The organism is Streptomyces yangpuensis (assembly GCF_024666385.1).
GTDB classification, from domain to species: domain Bacteria; phylum Actinomycetota; class Actinomycetes; order Streptomycetales; family Streptomycetaceae; genus Streptomyces; species Streptomyces yangpuensis.
Genome location: NZ_CP102514.1, coordinates 2,023,677 through 2,045,670, shown reverse-complemented (window position 1 = coordinate 2,045,670; position 21,994 = coordinate 2,023,677). Strand labels below are relative to the sequence as shown.

16 protein-coding genes are annotated in these 21,994 nt (G+C 70.7%); 8 read left to right on the top strand and 8 right to left on the bottom strand.

The window, feature by feature from the left end; genetic code table 11:
• Positions 1 to 58 precede the first annotated feature (58 nt).
• Together NRK68_RS09420 and NRK68_RS09415 are read left to right on the top strand one after the other, a co-directional pair.
• Positions 59 to 355 carry a YggT family protein gene (locus NRK68_RS09420; RefSeq protein WP_030664053.1) on the top strand — a complete coding sequence of 99 codons (297 nt, stop codon included), beginning with the start codon at positions 59 to 61 and terminating at the stop codon, positions 353 to 355.
• Positions 356 to 437: 82 nt separating this feature from the next.
• On the top strand, positions 438 to 1,646 hold the full coding sequence (locus NRK68_RS09415) for a DivIVA domain-containing protein (RefSeq protein WP_183065016.1): 1,209 nt from the start codon (positions 438 to 440) through the stop codon (positions 1,644 to 1,646).
• Positions 1,647 to 2,435: 789 nt separating this feature from the next.
• Here the strand turns inward: NRK68_RS09415 and ileS are convergent.
• Entirely contained in the window at positions 2,436 to 5,582 is a 3,147-nt protein-coding gene (ileS, locus tag NRK68_RS09410; protein WP_183065015.1) for an isoleucine--tRNA ligase, read from the bottom strand.
• A 600-nt stretch (positions 5,583 to 6,182) separates the two neighbouring features.
• On the opposite strand from ileS, the gene NRK68_RS09405 reads away from it, so the two are divergent.
• From NRK68_RS09405 to NRK68_RS09390, 4 genes are all read left to right on the top strand, one after another.
• On the top strand, positions 6,183 to 6,932 hold the full coding sequence (locus tag NRK68_RS09405; RefSeq protein ID WP_183065014.1) for a TraR/DksA family transcriptional regulator: 750 nt from the start codon (positions 6,183 to 6,185) through the stop codon (positions 6,930 to 6,932).
• Positions 6,933 to 7,076: 144 nt separating this feature from the next.
• Positions 7,077 to 7,637 carry a signal peptidase II gene (gene lspA, locus NRK68_RS09400; RefSeq protein WP_183065013.1) on the top strand — a complete coding sequence of 187 codons (561 nt, stop codon included), beginning with the start codon at positions 7,077 to 7,079 and terminating at the stop codon, positions 7,635 to 7,637.
• A 53-nt stretch (positions 7,638 to 7,690) separates the two neighbouring features.
• On the top strand, positions 7,691 to 8,632 hold the full coding sequence (locus tag NRK68_RS09395) for an RluA family pseudouridine synthase (protein ID WP_183065012.1): 942 nt from the start codon (positions 7,691 to 7,693) through the stop codon (positions 8,630 to 8,632).
• Between the two features lie 82 nt (positions 8,633 to 8,714).
• Positions 8,715 to 10,307, top strand: a complete 1,593-nt coding sequence (locus NRK68_RS09390) for a Na+/H+ antiporter (protein ID WP_183065011.1) — start codon at positions 8,715 to 8,717, stop codon at positions 10,305 to 10,307.
• Here the strand turns inward: NRK68_RS09390 and NRK68_RS09385 are convergent.
• On the bottom strand, positions 10,304 to 11,365 hold the full coding sequence (locus tag NRK68_RS09385; protein WP_257855576.1) for a mechanosensitive ion channel family protein: 1,062 nt from the start codon (positions 11,363 to 11,365) through the stop codon (positions 10,304 to 10,306). The genes NRK68_RS09390 and NRK68_RS09385 overlap by 4 nt on opposite strands.
• A 63-nt stretch (positions 11,366 to 11,428) precedes the next feature.
• Between NRK68_RS09385 and NRK68_RS09380 the strand changes: the two genes are divergently transcribed.
• On the top strand, positions 11,429 to 11,998 hold the full coding sequence (locus NRK68_RS09380) for a dienelactone hydrolase family protein (RefSeq protein ID WP_183065009.1): 570 nt from the start codon (positions 11,429 to 11,431) through the stop codon (positions 11,996 to 11,998).
• A 66-nt stretch (positions 11,999 to 12,064) separates the two neighbouring features.
• Here NRK68_RS09380 and NRK68_RS09375 read toward each other — a convergent pair whose 3' ends face one another.
• The 5 genes from NRK68_RS09375 to NRK68_RS09355 all read right to left on the bottom strand — a co-directional run bounded on the left by NRK68_RS09375 (position 12,065) and on the right by NRK68_RS09355 (position 17,943).
• Positions 12,065 to 13,012, bottom strand: coding sequence for a zinc metalloprotease (locus tag NRK68_RS09375; protein WP_183065567.1), 948 nt, complete (start codon positions 13,010 to 13,012; stop codon positions 12,065 to 12,067).
• Positions 13,013 to 13,255: 243 nt separating this feature from the next.
• On the bottom strand, positions 13,256 to 14,917 hold the full coding sequence (locus NRK68_RS09370; protein WP_183065008.1) for an alkaline phosphatase D family protein: 1,662 nt from the start codon (positions 14,915 to 14,917) through the stop codon (positions 13,256 to 13,258).
• 130 nt (positions 14,918 to 15,047) lie between these two features.
• Positions 15,048 to 15,842: a DsbA family protein gene (locus NRK68_RS09365; RefSeq protein ID WP_183065566.1), complete on the bottom strand. Its 795-nt coding sequence runs from the start codon at positions 15,840 to 15,842 to the stop codon at positions 15,048 to 15,050.
• A gap of 48 nt (positions 15,843 to 15,890) precedes the next feature.
• Positions 15,891 to 16,580: a hypothetical protein gene (locus tag NRK68_RS09360; protein WP_183065007.1), complete on the bottom strand. Its 690-nt coding sequence runs from the start codon at positions 16,578 to 16,580 to the stop codon at positions 15,891 to 15,893.
• 37 nt (positions 16,581 to 16,617) lie between these two features.
• Complete coding sequence (locus tag NRK68_RS09355; RefSeq protein ID WP_257855575.1) at positions 16,618 to 17,943, bottom strand: DUF2252 domain-containing protein; 1,326 nt, start codon at positions 17,941 to 17,943, stop codon at positions 16,618 to 16,620.
• Between the two features lie 171 nt (positions 17,944 to 18,114).
• On the opposite strand from NRK68_RS09355, the gene dnaE reads away from it, so the two are divergent.
• Positions 18,115 to 21,657: a DNA polymerase III subunit alpha gene (gene dnaE / locus NRK68_RS09350; protein WP_183065005.1), complete on the top strand. Its 3,543-nt coding sequence runs from the start codon at positions 18,115 to 18,117 to the stop codon at positions 21,655 to 21,657.
• Between the two features lie 89 nt (positions 21,658 to 21,746).
• Here dnaE and NRK68_RS09345 read toward each other — a convergent pair whose 3' ends face one another.
• Positions 21,747 to 21,908, bottom strand: coding sequence for a hypothetical protein (locus tag NRK68_RS09345; RefSeq protein WP_183065004.1), 162 nt, complete (start codon positions 21,906 to 21,908; stop codon positions 21,747 to 21,749).
• Positions 21,909 to 21,994 lie beyond the last annotated feature (86 nt).

Here is a 21,994-nt window from a genome sequence, read left to right as displayed (position 1 = left end):
CGATCCGTCAGATACGGGACCGGGAACAGATCGGGAAACGGGGAGAGGGAAGCACGGGATGGGCATCGCACTGCAAGTGGTCTACGTCGTGCTGATGTGCTTCCTGATCGTGCTGATCTTCCGACTGGTCATGGACTATGTGTTCCAGTTCGCACGTTCATGGACACCCGGCAAGGCGATGGTGGTCGTTCTGGAGGCCACCTACACTGTCACCGATCCACCGCTCAAGCTCCTGCGGCGGTTCATCCCGCCGTTGCGTCTCGGCGGCGTGGCACTCGACCTGTCCTTCTTCGTTCTGATGATCATCGTTTACATCCTCATCAGCTTCGTGAGCACCGCTGCGAGAAGCGTGTGAGCGATGAGCTTCCCCGTACGCGCGGGGACGGTCCCGATACGGTCTTGCCGACTGCCGACGACTACGTAGAGGTGAAGAAGACATGCCGCTGACTCCCGAGGACGTGCGGAACAAGCAGTTCACGACCGTCCGCCTCCGAGAAGGCTATGACGAGGACGAGGTCGATGCCTTCCTCGACGAGGTCGAGTCCGAACTGACGCGCCTGCTGCGCGAGAACGAGGACCTGCGCGCCAAGCTGGCCGCCGCCACGCGCGCCGCCGCGCAGAGCCAGCAGCAGCAGGGCATGCGCAAGCCCGAGCCCCAGGACCAGCGCGGCCCCGGTGCCCCCGTGCCCGCGGCCATATCCGGCCCGCCGCAGCAGCAGAACCCGCAGATGGGCCCGCCCCAGCTGCCGGGCGGCGCACCGCAGCTCCCGCCGGGCCCCGGCGGCCAGGGCCAGCAGGGCCCCGGCCCGATGGGCGGCCCCATGGGCGGCCCGATGCAGCAGCACCCCATGGGCGGACCGCAGGGCATGGGCCAGCAGCCCATGGGCCAGCAGCAGTCGATGGGCGGCCAGAACCCGCTCGGCCAGCAGATGCAGCCCATGGGCCAGCAGATGCAGCCGATGGGTCAGCAGATGCAGCCCATGGGCCAGCCCATGCAGCAGATGCAGCAGCCGCAGCTCCCGCAGCAGGGCCCCGGTGGCGACAGCGCCGCCCGCGTCCTGTCGCTGGCGCAGCAGACCGCCGACCAGGCGATCGCGGAGGCCCGCTCCGAGGCCAACAAGATCGTCGGCGAGGCCCGGTCGCGCGCCGAGGGCCTGGAGCGGGACGCCCGCGCCAAGGCCGACGCGCTGGAGCGGGACGCGCAGGAGAAGCACCGCGTCGCGATGGGCTCCCTGGAGTCCGCCCGCGCCACGCTGGAGCGCAAGGTCGAGGACCTGCGGGGCTTCGAGCGTGAGTACCGTACGCGTCTGAAGTCCTACCTGGAGTCGCAGCTGCGCCAGCTGGAGACCCAGGCGGACGACTCGCTGGCCCCGCCGCGCAACCCGGCCGGTCCCGCGCTGCCGCCGTCGCCGTCTCCGTCGATGGCCCCGGCCGGTGCGATGGGTCACAGCATGGGCGGCCCTTCCATGGGCGGTCCGTCCATGGGCGGCCCCTCCCCGATGGGTGCCGGTCCGTCCTACGGCGGCCAGCAGCAGATGTCCCCGGCGATGACCCAGCCGATGGCTCCGGTCCGGCCGGCTGCGCCGCAGCCGATGCAGGCGCCGTCGCCGATGCGGGGCTTCCTGATCGACGAGGACGACAACTAGGCGCGCCGCCGCGCAGTCGGCAGTCACGGGCCGGGCCCGGTTCCCCCAAGGGGGCACCGGGCCCGGCCCGTTCCCGTTCCCTGGCGGGGCGCTGCCGTTGCCCTGGCCGGGCGGTGCCGAGGTTTTTTGGGTGCGGCTCGGTGGCTGCCGTTGTCCTGGCCGGGCGGTGTGGGTGTTTTCCGGGTGCGGGCCGGTGGCCGCGCCTCAATCGCCGGCGGGGCTGGGTGGTGTCGCGGGGCGGAGTGGGAGAGGGGGTGGGGGTGCGGGGCCGCCGGGGGGTGTCTCCTCGGCTCGGCGCGTGCGGCCCTGTCCCGGCCGCCGGGCGGCGGTACCGCCTCGTCCTGCGGGGACACCCCCCACCGTCCCCACACCCCCACCGGGCAGCTCCCGCCCACCCCGGACGAGGCGAGTCGGGGCCCTTCGGGCCGTCTCGTGCGGAGCCGGGGCCGCCCCCACCCTCCTCCTTGGCGGGGTCGGGCCGTCTCCTCCGCAGCGGGGCCGTGGGGCGGGGGCACTGCGGGGGCTCCCCGCAGGACGAGGCGCGACCAAGGCCGTACGTTCGAGCCAAAGCCGCACGCGCCGAGCCGAGGAGAGCCCCCGGAGGGACGCCGCCCCACCCCACACCACCGACCACCCGGCCGACCCCGCCCAGGCGGCCAAACCCAGCCCCGCCGGCGATTGAGGCGCGGCCACCGGCCTGCAGACGGAAGACTTCGGCACCGCCCGGCCAGGGCAACGGCAGCGGCCCGCCCCCCCCGGAGGGGAGGGGCGGGCCGGGGGTGGGGTGCGTCAGGCCTTGCGGAGGCGGAACGTCAGGGACAGGGACTCGTCCGTGAAGGGGTCGCCGTAGGCGGCGTCGGCCTCGCCGGACGCGAAGTCCGTGGCGAGCACCTCGTCCGCGATCAGGCCCGCGTGGTCCGTCAGGGCCGTCACGACCTCCGGGTCCGCGGAGGACCACCGCAGGGCGATCCGGTCCGCCACGTCGAGCCCGGAGTTCTTCCGGGCCTCCTGGATCAGGCGGATCGCGTCACGGGCCAGGCCCGCCAGCCGCAGCTCCGGGGTGATCTCCAGGTCCAGGGCCACCGTCGCGCCCGAGTCGGAGGCCACCGACCAGCCCTCGCGGGGGGTCTCGGTGATGATGACCTCCTCCGGGGTCAGGGAGACCGGCTCGCCGTTCACCTCCACCGAGGCCTCGCCCGAGCGGAGGGCCAGCGACAGGGCCGCCGCGTCGGCCGCGGCCACGGCCTTCGCCACGTCCTGGACGCCCTTGCCGAAGCGCTTGCCCAGCGCCCGGAAGTTGGCCTTCGCCGTGGTGTCCACCAGGGACCCGCCGACCTCCGAGAGGGAGGCCAGGGAGGAGACGTTCAGCTCCTCCGTGATCTGGGCCTGGAGCTCCGGGGAGAGCGCGTCGAAGCCCGCCGCGCCGACCAGTGCCCGGGAGAGGGGCTGACGGGTCTTCACGCCCGATTCAGCGCGGGTCGCGCGGCCGAGCTCCACCAGGCGGCGTACGAGCTGCATCTGCTGGGACAGGGCCGGGTCGATCGCCGAGGTGTCCGCCGTCGGCCACGTCGACAGGTGGACCGACTCGGGGGCGTCCGCGGTGACCGGGACCACCATGTCCTGCCAGACCCGCTCCGTGATGAAGGGGGTCAGCGGAGCCATGAGACGCGTGACCGTCTCGACCACGTCGTGCAGGGTGCGCAGCGCGGCAGCGTCGCCCTGCCAGAAGCGGCGGCGCGAGCGGCGGACGTACCAGTTCGACAGGTCGTCCACGAAGGAGGAGAGGAGCTTGCCCGCCCGCTGGGTGTCGTAGGACTCCATCGCCTCGGTGACCTCGGCGACGAGGGCGTGCAGCTCGGAGAGGAGCCAGCGGTCGAGGACCGTGCGGTCGGCCGGGGCCGGGTCGGCCGCCGAGGGCGCCCAGTTCGACGTACGGGCGTACAGCGCCTGGAAGGCGACCGTGTTCCAGTACGTGAGGAGCGTCTTGCGGACGACCTCCTGGATCGTGCCGTGGCCCACGCGGCGGGCCGCCCACGGGGAGCCGCCGGCCGCCATGAACCAGCGGACCGCGTCCGCGCCGTGCTGGTCCATGAGCGGGATCGGCTGGAGGATGTTGCCCAGGTGCTTGGACATCTTGCGGCCGTCCTCGGCGAGGATGTGGCCCAGGCAGACCACGTTCTCGTAGGACGACTTGTCGAAGACGAGGGTGCCGACCGCCATCAGCGTGTAGAACCAGCCGCGGGTCTGGTCGATGGCCTCCGAGATGAACTGCGCCGGGTAGCGCTTCTCGAAGATCTCCTTGTTCTTGTACGGGTAGCCCCACTGCGCGAACGGCATCGAGCCCGAGTCGTACCAGGCGTCGATGACCTCGGGCACGCGGACCGCTTCGAGGGAGCAGCCCTCGGCGGTGCAGGTGAAGGTCACGTCGTCGATGTACGGGCGGTGCGGGTCCAGGTCGGAGTGGTCCTGGCCGGACAGCTCGGACAGCTCGGCGCGGGAGCCGACGCAGGTGAGGTGGTTCTCCTCACAGCGCCAGATCGGCAGGGGGGTGCCCCAGTAGCGGTTGCGGGAGAGCGCCCAGTCGATGTTGTTGTTCAGCCAGTCGCCGAAGCGGCCCTGCTTGACGGAGTCCGGGAACCAGTTGGTCTTCTCGTTCTCCCGCAGCATCGCGTCCTTGACGGCGGTGGTGCGGATGTACCAGGACGGCTGCGCGTAGTAGAGCAGGGCCGTGTGGCAGCGCCAGCAGTGCGGGTAGCTGTGCTCGTAGGCGATGTGCTTGAAGAGCCGGCCGCGCGCGTCGAGGTCGGCGGTCAGCTTCTCGTCGGCCTTCTTGAAGAAGACGCCGCCCACCAGGGGGACCTCCTCCTCGAAGGTGCCGTCGGGGCGGACCGGGTTCACCACGGGCAGGCCGTACGAGCGGCAGACCGCGAGGTCGTCGGCGCCGAAGGCGGGGGACTGGTGGACCAGACCGGTGCCGTCCTCGGTCGTGACGTACTCGGCGTTCACGACGTAGTGGGCGGGCTCGGGGAACTCGACGAGGTCGAAGGGGCGCTCGTAGGTCCAGCGCTCCATCTCCTTGCCGGTGAAGGACTCGCCGGTGGCCTCCCAGCCCTCGCCGAGGGCCTTCTCCAGCAGCGGCTGGGCGACGACCAGCTTCTCGGTCCCGTTCGTGGCGACGACGTAGGTGACCTCCGGGTGGGCGGCGACCGCCGTGTTGGACACCAGGGTCCACGGGGTGGTCGTCCAGACCAGCAGGGCCGCCTCGCCGGCCAGCGGGCCGGAGGTCAGCGGGAAGCGGACGTAGACGGAGGGGTCGACGACCGTCTCGTAGCCCTGGGCGAGCTCGTGGTCGGACAGGCCGGTGCCGCAGCGCGGGCACCAGGGGGCGACGCGGTGGTCCTGGGTGAGCAGGCCCTTGTTGAAGATCTCCTTCAGCGACCACCACACGGACTCGACGTACTCGGGGTCCATGGTCCGGTAGGCGTCGTCCAGGTCGACCCAGTAGCCCATGCGGGTCGTGAGCTCGGTGAACGCGTCGGTGTGGCGGGTCACGGACTCGCGGCACTTGGCGTTGAACTCGGCGATGCCGTACGCCTCGATGTCCTGCTTGCCGTTGAAGCCCAGTTCCTTCTCGACGGCGAGCTCGACGGGCAGGCCGTGGCAGTCCCAGCCGGCCTTGCGGGCCACGTGGTAGCCGCGCATCGTGCGGAAGCGGGGGAAGACGTCCTTGAAGACGCGGGCCTCGATGTGGTGCGCGCCGGGCATGCCGTTCGCGGTGGGCGGGCCCTCGTAGAAGACCCACTCGGGGCGTCCCTCGGACTGCTCCAGGGTCTTGGCGAAGGTCTTGCTCTCGCGCCAGAAGTCGAGGACCGCGTGCTCGAGGGCAGGCAGGTCGACCTGGGCGGGTACCGGGCGGTACTGCGGCGGTGTGGTCATGAGGCTGAACTCTTCCTCCGGCGGGGTGTCACTTCCGTCCGGAGGGACGAGAGCCGACTGCTGCTCCCGCGGTACCACCCTCCTTGGCCGCCGGACGGATCCGGTGGCCCCCTCATTGGGGTGCGAAGCCGGTTCTACTCGCCCTGCGGGGGACCCGCGGCTTTCTTCCGGCGGCTCAGGGGTGATCCTTCACGTCGCGCTCGCCCCCGGGCTCTCACCGTCCCCGGGTCGCTCCTGGCTGCGTCCGACGCTACTCGTCCCCGTCCATGCCTTTCGCTGGGGCCAGTGTACGGGTGCGGGGGGCGCTCGGCAGACCGGTTTACGGGGGCCCGTGCGGGGCCCGCGGGCACGGCGTGGCGGGGGTCCGGCCGGGGGCCGGGGAGGGAGGCAGGGCAGGGGCCGGGAGTGACCCGAACGGGCCATCTGCGGCGCCGGGGCGTCGGGTGGGGTGCGAGGGGCGGATTACCGGGCTTCCGGATGGGCACAACGGATGCAGGTTGACCTCGACGGATGCGTGCCCCGTTGCCGCGGGGGCGGAGCCGATTTATCGTTCCGGCACGATTCGCGAGCAATATCACAGTATGTGAAGGGGCCGCGGCCATGGTGGCGAAGAAGACAGCGGTCTCCGGGGACCCGGCTCCCGCCGAGAAGGCTCCGGCGAAGAAGGCTCCGGCCAGGAAGGCGGCGGCGAAAAAGACGGCCGCGGCCGGTAAGGCATCGGCCGGCAGGCTGACCGCGGCCGGGAAGAAGACGACCGCAGTCAGGAAGACGACCGCCGTCGAGAAGCGGACGGCCCCGGCCAAGAAGGCCGCGGCCGAGGGGGCGGCGCACGCCGCGAAGAAGACGGGAGTCCCGAACGTGGTTGCCAAGAAGAGCGCCGGTGCGGCGAGGAAGACGGCCGCGGCCGCCACGAGCGGGCTGCCCAAGACCCGGGTCACGGCGGCCGCCGCCCCCGGTGAGCTCGCCGTACGGCCCGGGGAGGACCCCTGGACGCCCGAGGAGGTCGAGGAGGCCCGCGAGGAGCTGGCGTCGGAGGTCCTGCGGCTGCGCGCCGAGCTGGACGCCTCCGAGGTGGCCATCTCGGGCCTCATGCGGGACTCGGGCGACGGAGCAGGCGACGACCAGGCCGACACGGGCACCAAGAACATCACGCGGGAGTCGGAGCTGGCGCTCGCGGCCAACGCCAGCTCGATGCTGGAGCAGACCGAGCGGGCCCTGGAACGGCTGGAGGCGGGCACGTACGGGCTCTGCGAGAACTGCGGGCAGCCCATCGGCAAGGCCAGGATGCAGGCCTTCCCCCGGGCCACGCTGTGCGTCGACTGCAAGCAGAAGCAGGAGCGCCGCCACTAGCGGGTGTCCGGCGGCACCGGGGCGCTGCGCCGGTGCGTGACGGGAAAGGCAGGAGGCGGGGAGGGCGGTGTGCGGGGGCCCTGACGTACCCTCGTCTGGTCAGGGTCCAGAAGGAGCCTGGGTCGGCTAGTTCGAGGGACTCACGTGGCAGAGGCGGAGCGCATCATCGGTACGCCGGAGGTCGGGGACGACCCCCAGCCGGAGTCGGCCGCGCCCAAGGGGCATCGGCGGATCGCGGCACTGCTCGTCGTGGCGGTGCTCGCCTACCTGCTGGACCTCGGCACCAAGATGCTGGTCGTGGCGAAGCTGGAGCACCAGCCGCCGATCGAGATCATCGGTGACCTGCTGAAGTTCGAGGCGGTCCGCAACCCGGGCGCCGCGTTCGGGTTCGGCGAGGCCTTCACCATCATCTTCACCGGTATCGCCGCGGCGGTGATCGTGGTGATCGTGCGGCTGGCCCGCAAGCTCTACAGCCTGCCGTGGGCGATCGCCCTGGGTCTGCTGCTGGGCGGCGCACTGGGCAACCTGACCGACCGGATCTTCCGCTCGCCGGGCGTGTTCCGCGGGGCGGTCGTGGACTTCATCGCGCCCGCGCACTTCGCCGTCTTCAACATCGCCGACTCGGCGATCGTGTGCGGCGGCATCCTCATCGTGCTGCTGTCCTTCAAGGGTCTGGACCCGGACGGCACCGTCCACAAGGACTGAGCGAAGCGCTGATCGCGGAACAGCTCGTCCGCCCCGTCCTGCATACTCGACGGGTGAGTACGATTCCCGAGATCCGCACCCTGCCCGTTCCCGATGGCCTCGAAGGCGAGCGCGTCGACGCCGCCATCGCCCGTATGTTCGGTTTCTCCCGGACGAAGGCGGCCGAGCTCGCGGCCGAGGGGAAGGTGTCGGTCGACGGCAGCGTCGTCGGGAAGTCCGAGCGCGTCCACGGCGGTGCCTGGCTCGAAGTCGAGATGCCCGCGCCCCCGCGCCCGGTCGAGGTCGTCGCCGAGCCGGTCCCGGGCATGGAGATCGTCCATGACGACGACGACATCGTCGTCATCATGAAGCCGGTGGGCGTCGCCGCCCACCCGAGCCCCGGCTGGACCGGCACCACCGTCATCGGCGGTCTCGCCGCCGCGGGCTACCGCATCTCCACCTCCGGTGCGTCCGAGCGCCAGGGCATCGTGCACCGCCTCGACGTCGGCACGTCCGGCCTGATGACCGTCGCCAAGTCGGAGCGCGCCTACACCTCGCTGAAGAACCAGTTCCGCGAGCGGGTCGTGGACAAGCGCTACCACGCGCTCGTGCAGGGCCACCCCGACCCGATGAGCGGCACCATCGACGCCCCGATCGGCCGCCACCCCAGCGCGGACTACAAGTGGGCGGTGACCCAGGACGGCAAGGCCTCCGTCACCCACTACGACCTGATCGAGGCCTTCCGCGCCGCCTCGCTGCTGGACATCAAGCTGGAGACGGGGCGTACGCACCAGATCCGCGTGCACATGTCCGCGCACCGCCACCCGTGCGTCGGTGACCTGACCTACGGCGCCGACCCGACCGTCGCGAAGCGGCTCGGGCTCACCCGCCAGTGGCTGCACGCGGTCCGGCTCGGTTTCGAGCACCCCGCGGACGGCCAGTGGGTGGAGTTCGAGAGCAGCTACCCGGCGGACCTCCAGCACGCCCTCGACGTGATCCGGGCGGAGAGCGAGTAACGGCTCCCGCCCGCGGCGCCCCGACACGCGGCCGCGGCCCCGACCGCCGCTGCCGGGCCCGGCGGGCTGGCAGGGTGGGGGAGTGGATCAGCTTGCTCTGCTGTTCGTGCTCCTCCTCGGGGCCGTGGTCATGGTGCCGCTCGGGGACCGGCTGGGACTGCCCGCGCCCGTCCTGATGACCCTCGGCGGGGTGGTCCTCGCCCTGGTGCCGGCGGTGCCCGAGGTCGACGTCCCGCCCGAGTTCATCCTGCCGCTGGTGCTGCCGCCGCTGCTGTACGCCTCCGTGCAGCGGACCTCGTGGCGGCAGTTCGCCGCCAACGTGCGGCCGATCCTGCTGCTGGCCGTGGCCCTGGTGTTCGTCACGACCGCCGCCGTGGCCGCCGTCGCCCATTCCGTGGTGCCGGCGCTGCCGGTCGCCGCGGCCGTCGCGCTCGGCGCGCTCGTGGCGCCGCCCGACCCGGTCGCCGCCACCGCGGTCGCCGGATCGCTCGGGCTGCCCCGGCGCATGGTGTCGATCCTGGAGGGCGAGGGGCTCTTCAACGACGTGACGGCGATCGTGCTCTACCACGTGGCGATCGCCGCGGCCGTCAGCGGCAGCTTCTCCTGGCCCGAGGCGCTGGGCGAGTTCGTGCTGTCCGCCGTCGTCGCCGTGGTCGTCGGCCTGGCCCTCGGCTGGACCACCCACCGGCTGATGGGCCGGCTCGGTGACGCCACCCTCCAGATCGGGCTGACGCTGCTCGTGCCCTTCGTGTCGTACGTCCTCGCCGAGGAACTGCACGGGTCCGGGGTGCTGGCCGTACTGACGACGGCCCTGTTCCTCGCCGAGTACGCCTCCGACGCCGACGACGTGCTGGGCCGGCTGGCCGGGCACACCTTCTGGGAGGTCGTGGACACGCTGGTCACCGGCGTGGCCTTCGGGCTGATCGGGCTGGAGCTCCACAACGTCTTCGGGACGGCGCAGGACCGGATGTGGGAGATGGCCGGGTGGGCGGCGGTCGTCGTCGCGGTCGTGGTCGGCGTACGGCTGGTGTGGCTGCTGCCGGCCGGTTGGCTCGCGAAGAAGCTGCACCAGCGGCGTGACTACGACGAGGAGATCCCGCTGAGCTGGCGGGAGAGCGTGGTGATGTGGTGGGCGGGGATGCGCGGGGTGGCCTCGGTCGCCCTGGCCCTGGCCATTCCCCTCAGGACCGATTCCGGCGAGCCCTTCCCCGCACGGGACGAAATCGTCTTCATCGCCTTCGCGGTGATCATGGTGACCCTGGTGTGCCAGGGGCTGACCCTGCCCTGGCTGGTGCGGCGCCTCGGCGTGGAGGAGGACACCGACGCCCGGCGGGACGCCGAGCGGCAGCTGGCCGTCCGTGCCGCCAGGGCCGCGAAGCACCGGCTGAAGGAGATCGAGGAGGCCGAGGACCTGCCGGAGGACCTGATCGAGCAGCTGAACCGGCGCGCCTACGACGTGGGCGCCCGGATCAGCCCGGACATGGTGGACGAGGAACGGCGCGAGGCGTACGCGAAGCGGGTCCAGCGGCTCCACGACATCCAGCGGATCCAGCGGGAGATGATGTCGGCCGCCCGCCACGAGGTGCTGGCCGCCCGCAGCGAACCCGGCTCCGACCCGGAGGTCGTCGACCGGGTGCTGCGCCACCTGGACGTACGCAGCCTGCGCGCCCCTTAGACGGGGTCCGGCGCGTCCGGGGCGAGGGCGGCCGGGGAGGTCGCGATGCGGGGGAGGGCGTAGGGGTGGTGGGTGGCCAGCCAGGTGATCAGCTGCTCGCGGACCGCGCAGCGCAGGGTCCAGAGGTCGTCGGCGTCCTTGGCCGTGACCACCCCGCGGACCACGACCGTGTGCGGTGTGGTGTCCGTCACGGCGAGGCCGCCGCCGCGGCCGTCCCACTCGGGCAGTTCCGCGAGGATCTGCCCGAACCGTTCCCGCATCAGCCCCAGGGGCGCGCTGTGGTCCAGGTGCCAGAAGACCGTGCCGGTCATCTGCGCGCCGCCGCGCGACCAGTTCTCGTACGGCTTGCTCGTGAAATACGACACAGGCATGGTGATGCGGCGCTCGTCCCAGGTGCGGACGGTCAGGAAGGTCAGGGTGATCTCCTCGACCCGGCCCCACTCCTTGTCGACGACGACCGTGTCGCCGATGCGGACGGTGTCGCCGAAGGCGATCTGGAGGCCGGCGAAGAGGTTGCTCAGCGAGGACTGGGCCGCGATGCCCGCCACGATGCCGAGGACGCCCGCGGAGGCCAGCATCGAGGCGCCGACGGCGCGCATCGGGGGGAAGGTCAGCAGCATCGCCGCCACGGCGACCACGACCACCACCGCGGTGACCACCCGCTGGATCAGCGTGACCTGGGTGCGCACCCGGCGGACCCGGGCCTCGTCCTGGGTCACCGCGGCGTAGCGCGCGTACGTGGAGTCCACGGCGGCGGTCGCGATGCGCACCGCCAGCCAGGCCGCCGAGGCGATCAGCACCAGGGTGAGGAAGCGGCCGACGCCGACGGGATGGTCGGGGAGGATGCCCGCCCGGCGGTAGGAGGCTCTGAGCAGGCAGGTGCACAGCACCACCTGGAACGGGAGCCGGCAGCGGCGCAGCAGTCCCCAGAGCGGGGTCTCGGGGTGCCGGGCGTCGGCCCGGCGCAGCAGCAGGTCGAGCAGCCATCCCGCGATCAGGGTGGCGACCAGCGAGCCGCCGATGACCGTCGCGGGGCGCAGGAAGGTCTCGGTCTCCATGGGGACGAACGTAGCGGGAAGCCGTGGCGCAGCACCGCCCGCGACGGCTGGCACGATGGAGGCATGAACATCATGCTCTTCCATTCGACGTACGGGCTGCGGCCCGCGGTGCACGCGGCGGCCGACCGGCTGCGCGCGGCCGGTCACCAGGTCCAGGTGCCGGACCTCTTCGAGGGGCGCACCTTCGAGACCGTCGAGGAGGGCATGGCCCACCAGGACGAGATCGGCCGTGACGAGTTGCTGAAGCGGGCGGTGCTGGCCTCGGCCCCGCACTCCGACCAGGGCCTGGTCTACGCGGGCTTCTCCTTCGGCGGTTCCCTCGCCCAGCACCTGGCGCTGGCCGACGAGAAGGCGCGCGGGCTGCTCCTGCTGCACGGGACGGCGGACCTGGAGGACAGCGCCTCGGTGGACGGGCTCCCGGTGCAGCTGCACATCGCGGACCCCGACCCCTTCGAGCCGCACGACTGGCTGACGGCCTGGTACCTGCGGATGCAGCGGGCCGGCGCGGACGTCGAGGTCCACAGCTACCCGGGCGCCGGGCACCTGTTCACCGACCCGGGCCTCGACGACTACGACGCCGAGGCGGCGGAGCAGGCGTGGGCGGCCGCGATCGGCTTCCTCGACAGCCTGTAGCGGCGCGGGACATGCGCAGGGGCCCGGTCCGGCGGTCGCCGGTCCGGGCCCTCGTCGTCGCTGGGGTCAGCCCGCCCGGTAGGCGGTCCAGTTGCTGCTCATGCGGGCCACCTGGCCGGCGGTGAACTGGTACATGCAGGAGTCGTACGTGTAGTCCATGAAGTTGCGGATCGGGTCCGCGCCGGGCTTGCTGGCGCAGCTGTCGCGCCCGGTCGGGCACTCGTAGGCGGCGCTCTTCTCGGCCGGGGTGTCGGAGACGTAGTCGCCGTTGCCGTTACAGCCGCCCTGGAAGGTGTGGTACAGCCCGAGCCAGTGGCCGACCTCGTGGGTCGCGGTGTCGCCCTCGTTGTAGTTGGCGGAGGAGCCGCCGGGCAGCGAGCTGTCGAGCACGACCACGCCGTCCATCTTGGGGCTGGAGGCGTAGGAGGTCGGGAAGGTCGCCCAGCCCAGCAGGCCGCCGGAGAGCTTGGCGGTGTAGAAGTTGAGCGCGCCCGGGCCGCCCTTGCGCAGGGTGTTCTTCATGTCCTTCTCGGCCTGGGAGCCGGAGGCCAGGTTGTACCAGGACGCGTTGTCCGTGTAGTCGGTCGACGCCAGGGTGAACTGGAAGTTCGTGTTGACGTTGCCGGTGCCCTGGCCGCCGTAGGCCGCGTTGAGGACCGCGAGCTGGTTGCTGACGTCCGTGGACGTGAGCTTGCCGGCGGTGCCGGAGTGGACGACGTGGAAGTACACCGGGATGTTCACGACGGCCTCGGCGGCGGCGAGGCTGCGCTGCGGCTGGTTCTTGAGGGCCTTGTCCAGCTTCGACTTGAGGTCGGCGTCCATGGCCTTCGCCTGCGCGTCGGTGACCTCGTTCGGCTCGTCGGCGTGCTCGTCGTGGGCGCGGGTGACGCGGGCGTTGGCGGGCGCGGCGGCCTCGTCGGCGCACACCTCGGCGGGGGTCTTCGCGGCCGCGAGCGTGGTGGGGGCGGCAAGTGGGGTGAAGGCCAGGGTTCCGGCCAGGACCGCCGTGCCCATCAGGCGGCGGCGGAGAAGGGGGGATATGCGGGCGTTCGCGCGCACGTGTGCTCCTCGCGGGTGGGGGGTGGTGGGGGGTGGTGGCCTGAAGGATCTTCTTCAGCTGGCGCGAAGCTTATGTGTGCATGACATATTCAGGTCAAGAGCCTTACGTAAAAGATTTGTTGCTTCGAACGCACAAGGGGCGCCTGGTATGTACCAGACGCCCCTTGTGGCCGTAGAATTGACGGTCTATCAGGTAATTCAGCGAACGGGCTGGTAGGACCGCTCCACCTTCTGGGTCCCGTTCAGGGTCCGGTAGGAACGGGACCATTCGGATGTGGCGCCCGGCCGGCGCTTGTCGGATATGACGTAGTAATCCATCTGCGAGCGCTCCGTCGTCACGTCCAGCACGCCATAGCCGTGCGCGTCCATGTCGAGCCACTTCACGTGCCAGTTGGCGGCCTTGATGGCCGACTCGGCCACCAGCGAGACCGTGTCGGGCAGCACGTGCAGGAGGTCGTCGAGGTTGTCGGAGGTCACCGACGTGACGACGAACTCGGTCGCCGCCGTGCCCGAGCCCGGGTAGGTGGCCATGTTCACCGGGACCTCGTTCGCCCAGGCCATGTGGATGTCGCCGGTCAGGAACACCGTGTTCTTGACGTTGCGCTCCTTCAGGTGGCCCAGCAGCTCCTTGCGGTCGTCCGTGTATCCGTCCCACTGGTCCACGTTGATCGCGATACCGCCCTCGGGCAGGCCGAGCAGCTTGGCGAGCGGCCCCAGCAGGTGCGCGGGCAGCGAACCGAAGGCCGCCGGCGAGATCATCACCGAGGTGCCGACCAGCTTCCAGGTCGCGTCGGAGCCGGCCAGGCCCGACTTGAGCCAGTCCAGCTGGGCGCGCCCGGTGATGGTGCGCTCCGGGTCGTCGACCGTGCCGCTGCCCACCTTGGTCTGCTGCGACCGGAAGGAGCGCAGGTCCAGCAGGTGGAGGTCGGCGAGCGTGCCGAAGCGCAGCCTGCGGTAGACGGTGCCCGCGGTGGAGGTCCGTACCGGCATCCACTCGAAGTAGGCCTGTTTGGCGGCCTCGGCGCGGGCGGCCCAGTCGCCCTCGGCGCCCGGCGTGTGGTTCTCGGCGCCCCCGGCCCACATGTCGTTCGCGAACTCGTGGTCGTCCCAGATGGCGATGACCGGGTGGGCCTGGTGCAGAGCCTGGAGGTCCGCGTCCGTCCTGTACCTGCCGTGCCGGGTGCGGTAATCGGCCAGCGAGACGATCTCGTGCTTCGGCTCGTGCTGCCGCACGGTGTACTTGGCCTCCGGGTAGCCCCCGGAGGCGTACTCGTAGATGTAGTCGCCCAGGTGCAGGACCGCGTGCAGGTCCGTACGGGCGGCCAGGTGGCGGTAGGCCGAGAAGTAGCCGGACTCCCAGTTGGCGCAGGAGACCACGCCGAAGCGGACCCCCGGGGTCGTCACGTCGTGGCCCGGGGTGGTCAGCGTGCGCCCGACGGGGGAGACGGCCGAGCCGGCGGTGAACCGGTACCAGTACGGCGTCTGCGGCCGGAGCCCCCGCACGTCCACCTTCACCGTGTGGTCGGCGGCCGCGCTCGCCGTGACGGTTCCCCCGGCGACGATACGGGAGAAGGCCTGGTCGGAGGCCACCTCCCAGGACACCTGGACGGCCGGGCCGAGCCCGGAGCCGGGGACGGCCTCGGGGGCCGGGGTGACACGGGTCCACAGCAGGACGCCGTCGGGCAGCGGGTCGCCGGAGGCGACGCCGTGCAGGAAGGCGGGCGCGGTGCCCGCGGCGTGGGCGGTTCCGGCGCCCAGCGTGGTGAGAGGGGCCAGGGTGGCTGTGGCCGCCGCGGCGAGAACGACCGTACGGCGGCGGGGGGTTGCCGCGGCCGGGTGAGGGGTGAGATGACTGGTCACGGATGATCATATTACCGACGGGTACACCCCTGGGAACAGACGTCGGAATGCAACGGGCGGGCGAACTCTGGGAGTTCGCCCGCCCGTCGGTGCGGCCGGTCCGGGAGGCTGTGCCCCCGAATGCCCGATGTCAGCCCTGCAGGGCCTTGTCGATCGCGGCCGTGAACGCCTCCGCCGTCTGCGGGGTGTCGATCTTCTTGCCGTCCATCTTCAGGGTCGGCGTACCCTTCACACCCGACTTGTCGAAGGTCTTCGACATCTCCAGCGCCCACCGGTCGTACGTGCCGTCCTCGACGGCCTTCTTGAACTCGGCATTGCCCTTGAGCGCCGGAACGGTGTCCGCGACCTTCAGCAGGTAGTCGTCCTTGGCGAAGCTGTCGACGGTCTCCTCGGGGTGCTGCTCCTTGGAGTACAGCGCCCCCTTGAACTCCAGGAAGGCCTCCGGGCTCACGTTCAGCGCCGCGCCCAGCGCGCTCAGCGCGTTCTTCGAGCCCTCGCCCTTGACCGCGTTGTCGATGAAGGTCGCGCCGACGTACTGGAGCTTGTACTTGCCCGCGTCGACGTCCTTCTTGATCTGCTCGCCGGCCGCCTGCTCGAAGGAGGCGCACGCCGGGCAGCGCGAGTCCTCGTACAGCTCCAGGGTCTTCTTCGCGTCGGCCTTGCCGACCACGACCGTGGTGCCGTCCTCACCGGTGGTGTTCTTCGGCTTGACCAGCTCGGCCTTGGCGGCCTTCTCCCAGTGGTCGGGCTCGTTGGCCTTCATGACCCCGTAGGCGATACCGCCGGCGAGGCCCAGAGCGGCCACGACACCGACGCCGACTATGACCTGCCGGCGGATCCTGTCCTTCTTGGCCTGCGCCTCGCGCTCGGCCCGCAGCCGCTCGCGGGCCGCCGCCTTGTTCGCCTGGCTGTTGCGTGAACTCATCATGATCTCCGTGGTGTGTGACGTGGGAAACGGACTGCCGTACGTGCGTCAGGCGCGCGCGAGCGCGCCGAGCACGGGGGGTCCTCGCCGTCCCACGGAGTGTGCGGGGAAACGCGTACGGGCCGCGGCGCCCGCCAGGACCCGCCGCAGCACCCGCCGCGTCGGCCCGCAGGCCACCGTCACCCCGGCCGCCGCCAGCCGCAGCGGCCGGAACGCGAAGGCCGCCACCGCCCGCAGCAGCCGGCCCAGCGCCCGCTCGCCGTGGCGCAGCCAGGCGGCCGCGAGCAGCCCCACCGAGACGTGCGCGCCGAGCAGCAGCCACGGCGTGTACGGACCGGGCGAGGCCAGCAGCGCGGCCGCGTCGGCGGCGGGCCCGGTCACCTCGGCCAGCGGCCCGCCCACCGGCGCACCCCCGCACAGCTCCTCCAGGCCCATGGCGCGCAGCGGACCCGCGACGGGCCCGCCGGCCGGGCCGTAGCACAGGTGCTGGCCCGCGGTGAAGACGGTGTCGGCCGCCAGTTCCAGCGGCACGAGCAGCCCCGCCATGGGGCCGAAGCCCCGCTCGCGGCCCGCGAGCGCGTAGGCGATCGCGAACACACCCGCGAAGGCCCCGGCCACCAGCGTGGGCGGCAGCGGGACCTGCGACATCAGGACGTGCGAGCCGGACGAGAGCAGCACGACGACAGCGCTGAACAGCGCGGCCCGCAGCCCTCTGAGTCCCGTCCCGGAAAAGTCCATCCTCGCGAGTGTGCCACGCGTTCCTGTGGAAACCGGTTCAGGGGGTGAGACGCCCGTTGCGGAACAGGTCCACGAAGATCTGGTGATCGGCGCGCGCCCGGGCCCCGTACGCGTGCGCGAAGTCCACCAGCAGCCCCGCGAAACCCTCCTCGTCCGCCGCGATCGCCGCGTCGATGGCCCGCTCCGTGGAGAACGGCACCAGGGACTGCCCGCTCTCCGCCTCGTCGGCCGACGCGTGCATGGTCGCCGTGGCCCGGCCGAGGTCCGCGACCACCGCCGCGATCTCCTCCGGGTCGTCCAGGTCCGACCAGTCCAGGTCCACCGCGTACGGGGAGACCTCCGCCACCAGCTGCCCGGCGCCGTCCAGCTCCGTCCAGCCCAGCCACGGGTCGGCGTGCGCCTGGAGCGCCCGCTGCGAGATCACCGTGCGGTGCCCCTCGTGCCGGAAGTACTCCCGCACCGCCCGGTCGGTGATGTGCCGGGAGACCGCCGGGGTCTGCGCCTGCTTGAGGTAGATCACGACGTCGTTCTCCAGGGCGTCGCTGTGCCCCTCCAGCAGGATGTTGTAGGAGGGCAGGCCCGCCGAGCCGATGCCGACGCCCCGGCGGCCGACGACGTCCTTGACCCGGTAGGAGTCCGGGCGCACCAGGGACTCGTCGGGCAGCGTCTCCAGATACCCGTCGAAGGCCGCCAGCACCTTGTAGCGGGTCGCGGCGTCCAGCTCCATCGCGCCGCCGCCGGCCGTGAAGCGGCGCTCGTAGTCCCGTATCTCCGTCATCGAGTCCAGCAGCGAGAAGCGGGTGCGGGAACGGGCCGAGCGCAGCGCGTCCAGCAGCGGGCCCTCGGCGGTGTCCAGGGTGAAGGAGGGCACCTCCTCGTGCTTGGCGCCCGCCGCCAGCCGGTGGATCCGCTCCCGGTAGGCGGCGGCGTAGATCCGCACCAGCTCGCTTATCTGGTCGTCGCTGAGCGCCTTGGTGTAGCCGATCAGCGCGACGGAGGCGGCGAAGCGCTTGAGGTCCCAGGTGAAGGGGCCGACATACGCCTCGTCGAAGTCGTTGACGTTGAAGATCAGTCGGCCGGTGGAGTCCATGTACGTGCCGAAGTTCTCGGCGTGGAGATCGCCGTGTATCCACACCCGGCCCGTCCGCTCGTCCAGGTACGGACCGCCGTGCCGGTCCCGCTCCAGGTCGGAGTAGAACAGACAGGCCGTGCCGCGGTAGAAGGCGAAGGCCGAGGCCGCCATCTTGCGGAACTTGACCCGGAACGCAGCGGGGTCGGCGGCGAGCAGTTCACCGAATGCGGTGTCGAACACGTCGAGGATCTCCTCGGCGCGCTGCTCGTCGGTCGTCTCGGGGACCGCCATGGCGGGTTCCTCCTGGTGCACGGGGTGGTACGGGCTCTGCCGGACGGGACGTCGGACCGGTGCCCCTGGTTCTGCAACGCCCGACCGTACCGCTGCGTGCCCCGGATCTGTCACCCGTGGGACGTAGGATTCGAAGCTGCCCCCCTCCCCCGCCGCCAGGAGACCAGCGCCGTGACCAAGACGCCGTTCACGCACCTCCACGTCCACACCCAGTACTCGCTGCTGGACGGTGCCGCACGGCTGAAGGACATGTTCAACGCGTGCAACGAGATGGGCATGACGCACATCGCCATGTCCGACCACGGCAACCTGCACGGGGCCTACGACTTCTTCCACAGCGCCCAGAAGGCCGGGATCACGCCGATCATCGGCATCGAGGCCTACGTCGCCCCCGAGTCCCGGCGCAACAAGCGCCGCATCCAGTGGGGCCAGCCCCACCAGAAGCGCGACGACGTCTCCGGCTCCGGCGGTTACACCCACAAGACGATCTGGGCGGCGAACTCCACCGGCCTGCACAACCTCTTCCGGCTGTCCTCCGACGCGTACGCCGAGGGCTGGCTCACGAAGTGGCCGCGCATGGACAAGGAGACCATCAGCAAGTGGTCCGAGGGGCTGATCGCCTCCACCGGCTGCCCCTCCGGCGAGCTGCAGACCCGGCTGCGCCTCGGCCAGTTCGACGAGGCCCTGAAGTCGGCCTCCGAATACCAGGACATCTTCGGCAAGGACCGCTACTTCCTGGAGCTGATGGACCACGGCATCGAGATCGAGCGCCGGGTCCGCGACGGGCTGCTGGAGATCGGCAAGAAGCTCGGCATCCCGCCGCTGGTGACGAACGACTCCCACTACACCTACGCCAGCGAGGCCGCCGCCCACGACGCCCTGCTGTGCATCCAGACCGGCAAGAACCTCTCGGACCCCGACCGCTTCCGCTTCGACGGCTCCGGCTACTACCTGAAGTCGACCGACGAGATGTACGCCATCGACTCCTCGGACGCCTGGCAGGAGGGCTGCGCCAACACCAAGCTGGTCGCGGACCAGATCGACACCGAGGGCATGTTCACCTTCCGGAACCTGATGCCGAAGTTCGACATCCCGGACGGCTACACCGAGGTCACCTGGTTCCGCGAGGAGACCATGCGCGGCATGCACCGCCGCTTCCCCGGGGGCATCCCCGAGGACCGCATGAAGCAGGTCGAGTACGAGATGGACACGATCATCTCGATGGGCTTCCCGGGCTACTTCCTCGTGGTCGCCGACTTCATCATGTGGGCCAAGAACCAGGGCATCGCGGTGGGCCCCGGCCGAGGCTCCGCGGCCGGCTCGATCGTCGCCTACGCCATGGGCATCACCGACCTCGACCCCATCCCGCACGGCCTGATCTTCGAGCGGTTCCTCAACCCCGAGCGCGTCTCCATGCCCGATGTCGACATCGACTTCGACGAGCGCCGGCGCGTCGAGGTGATCCGGTACGTGACCGAGAAGTACGGGGCCGACAAGGTCGCCATGATCGGCACGTACGGCACCATCAAGGCCAAGAACGCGATCAAGGACTCCGCTCGCGTCCTGGGCTACCCGTACGCCATGGGCGACCGCCTCACCAAGGCCATGCCCGCCGACGTCCTCGGCAAGGGCATCCCGCTCTCCGGCATCCTCGACCCCTCGCACCCCCGCTACAGCGAGGCCGGCGAGATCCGCAGCATGTACGAGAACGAACCCGACGTGAAGAAGGTCATCGACACCGCCCGCGGTGTCGAGGGCCTGGTCCGCCAGATGGGCGTGCACGCCGCCGGCGTGATCATGTCCAGCGAGCGGATCACCGACCACGTGCCCGTCTGGGTACGGCACACCGACGGCGTCACCATCACCCAGTGGGACTACCCGAGCTGCGAGTCGCTCGGCCTGCTGAAGATGGACTTCCTCGGCCTGCGCAACCTCACGATCATGGACGACGCCGTCAAGATGGTGAAGGCCAACAAGGGGATCGACATCGACCTCCTGGGCCTCCCGCTCGACGACCCCAAGACCTTCGAGCTGCTCCAGCGCGGCGACACCCTCGGCGTCTTCCAGTTCGACGGCGGCCCCATGCGCTCCCTGCTGCGCCTGATGAAGCCCGACAACTTCGAAGACATCTCCGCCGTGTCGGCCCTGTACCGCCCGGGCCCGATGGGCATGAACTCGCACACGAACTACGCCCTGCGCAAGAACAAGCAGCAGGAGATCACCCCGATCCACCCCGAGCTGGAGAAGCCGCTCGAAGAGGTGCTCGCGGTCACCTACGGCCTCATCGTCTACCAGGAGCAGGTCCAGAAGGCCGCCCAGATCATCGCCGGCTACTCGCTCGGCGAGGCCGACATCCTGCGCCGCGTGATGGGCAAGAAGAAGCCCGAGGAGCTGGCCAAGAACTTCACGATCTTCCAGGAGGGCGCCCGGAAGAACGGCTACTCCGACACCGCCATCCAGGCCCTCTGGGACGTCCTGGTCCCCTTCGCCGGCTACGCCTTCAACAAGGCCCACTCGGCCGCGTACGGCCTGGTCTCCTACTGGACCGCCTACCTCAAGGCGAACTACCCGGCCGAGTACATGGCCGGCCTGCTCACCTCGGTCAAGGACGACAAGGACAAGTCCGCGATCTACCTCAACGAGTGCCGCCGCATGGGCATCAAGGTGCTCCCGCCCAACGTCAACGAGTCCGAGTCGAATTTCGCCGCCCAGGGCGACGACGTGATCCTCTTCGGCCTCACCGCCGTCCGCAACGTCGGCCAGAACGTCGTCGACTCGATCATCAAGACCAGGAAGGCCAAGGGGAAGTACTCCTCCTTCCCCGACTTCCTCGACAAGGTCGAGGCCGTCGTCTGCAACAAGCGCACCATCGAGTCGCTGATCAAGGCCGGCGCCTACGACGAGATGGGCCACACCCGCAAGGGCCTGGTCGCCCACCACGAGTCGATGATCGACAACGTGGTCGCCGTCAAGCGCAAGGAGGCCGAGGGACAGTTCGACCTCTTCGGCGGCATGGGTGACGACGACGGCGGCGACGAGCCCGGCTTCGGCCTCGACGTGGAGTTCTCCGACGTCGAATGGGAGAAGTCCTACCTGCTCGCCCAGGAACGCGAGATGCTCGGCCTCTACGTCTCGGACCACCCGCTCTTCGGCCTGGAGCACGTGCTCTCCGACAAGACCGACGCCGGTATCTCCCAGCTCACCGGCGGCGAGCACTCCGACGGCGCCGTCGTCACCATCGGCGGCATCATCTCCGGCCTCCAGCGCAAGATGACCAAGCAGGGCAACGCCTGGGCCATCGCCACCGTCGAGGACCTGGCCGGCTCCATCGAGTGCATGTTCTTCCCCGCGACCTACCAGCTCGTCTCCACCCAGCTGGTCGAGGACACCGTCGTCTTCGTCAAGGGCCGCCTCGACAAGCGCGAGGACGTCCCACGCCTGGTCGCCATGGAGATGATGGTCCCCGACCTCTCCTCGGCCGGCACCAACGCCCCCGTCGTCCTCACCATCCCCACGGTCAAGGTCACGCCCCCGATGGTGACCCGTCTGGGCGAGATCCTGCGCCACCACAAGGGCAACACCGAGGTACGGATCAAGCTCCAGGGGCCGCGCACCACCACCGTGCTGCGCCTCGACCGGCACCGCGTACAGCCCGACCCGGCCCTCTTCGGTGACCTCAAGGTCCTCCTCGGACCGTCCTGCCTGGCCGGATAACAGCGGCCGCCGCGCGTACGGAAGGGCCTGCCCGGCGATGCCGGGCAGGCCCTTTCGGTTCCGGTCGTCACAGACCGACGCGAAGGACGTCAGTTGTGGCCGAACTTCTTCTGCTTGCTCTTGTGGGCCAGATCCATGGGGCTGGGGGCGTGCGACGACTGCTCGGGGGAGTCCGAGGAGCGCGACGTGTCCTGCCCGGACGAGCGGGCCTGCTGCTTCGCCGGCTGCTTCTGGTTCTTGTTCTTGGCCATGGGGGAGCCTCCGTGAGGGTCTAGGGGCCAGGACCGCCTTCACACTCACACAGCGCCAGAAACCGCGCATTTTGGATCATTACTGC

Coding starts and splice junctions, on each gene's coding strand:
- NRK68_RS09420 (WP_030664053.1), top strand. CDS start 59: ATGGGCATCGCACTGCAAGTGGTCTACGTCGTGCTGATGTGCTTCCTG.
- NRK68_RS09415 (WP_183065016.1), top strand. CDS start 438: ATGCCGCTGACTCCCGAGGACGTGCGGAACAAGCAGTTCACGACCGTC.
- ileS (WP_183065015.1), bottom strand. CDS start 5,582: ATGACCACACCGCCGCAGTACCGCCCGGTACCCGCCCAGGTCGACCTG.
- NRK68_RS09405 (WP_183065014.1), top strand. CDS start 6,183: ATGGTGGCGAAGAAGACAGCGGTCTCCGGGGACCCGGCTCCCGCCGAG.
- NRK68_RS09385 (WP_257855576.1), bottom strand. CDS start 11,365: ATGGAGACCGAGACCTTCCTGCGCCCCGCGACGGTCATCGGCGGCTCG.
- NRK68_RS09380 (WP_183065009.1), top strand. CDS start 11,429: ATGAACATCATGCTCTTCCATTCGACGTACGGGCTGCGGCCCGCGGTG.
- NRK68_RS09375 (WP_183065567.1), bottom strand. CDS start 13,012: ATGGGCACGGCGGTCCTGGCCGGAACCCTGGCCTTCACCCCACTTGCC.
- NRK68_RS09365 (WP_183065566.1), bottom strand. CDS start 15,842: ATGAGTTCACGCAACAGCCAGGCGAACAAGGCGGCGGCCCGCGAGCGG.
- NRK68_RS09360 (WP_183065007.1), bottom strand. CDS start 16,580: ATGGACTTTTCCGGGACGGGACTCAGAGGGCTGCGGGCCGCGCTGTTC.
- NRK68_RS09355 (WP_257855575.1), bottom strand. CDS start 17,943: ATGGCGGTCCCCGAGACGACCGACGAGCAGCGCGCCGAGGAGATCCTC.
- NRK68_RS09345 (WP_183065004.1), bottom strand. CDS start 21,908: ATGGCCAAGAACAAGAACCAGAAGCAGCCGGCGAAGCAGCAGGCCCGC.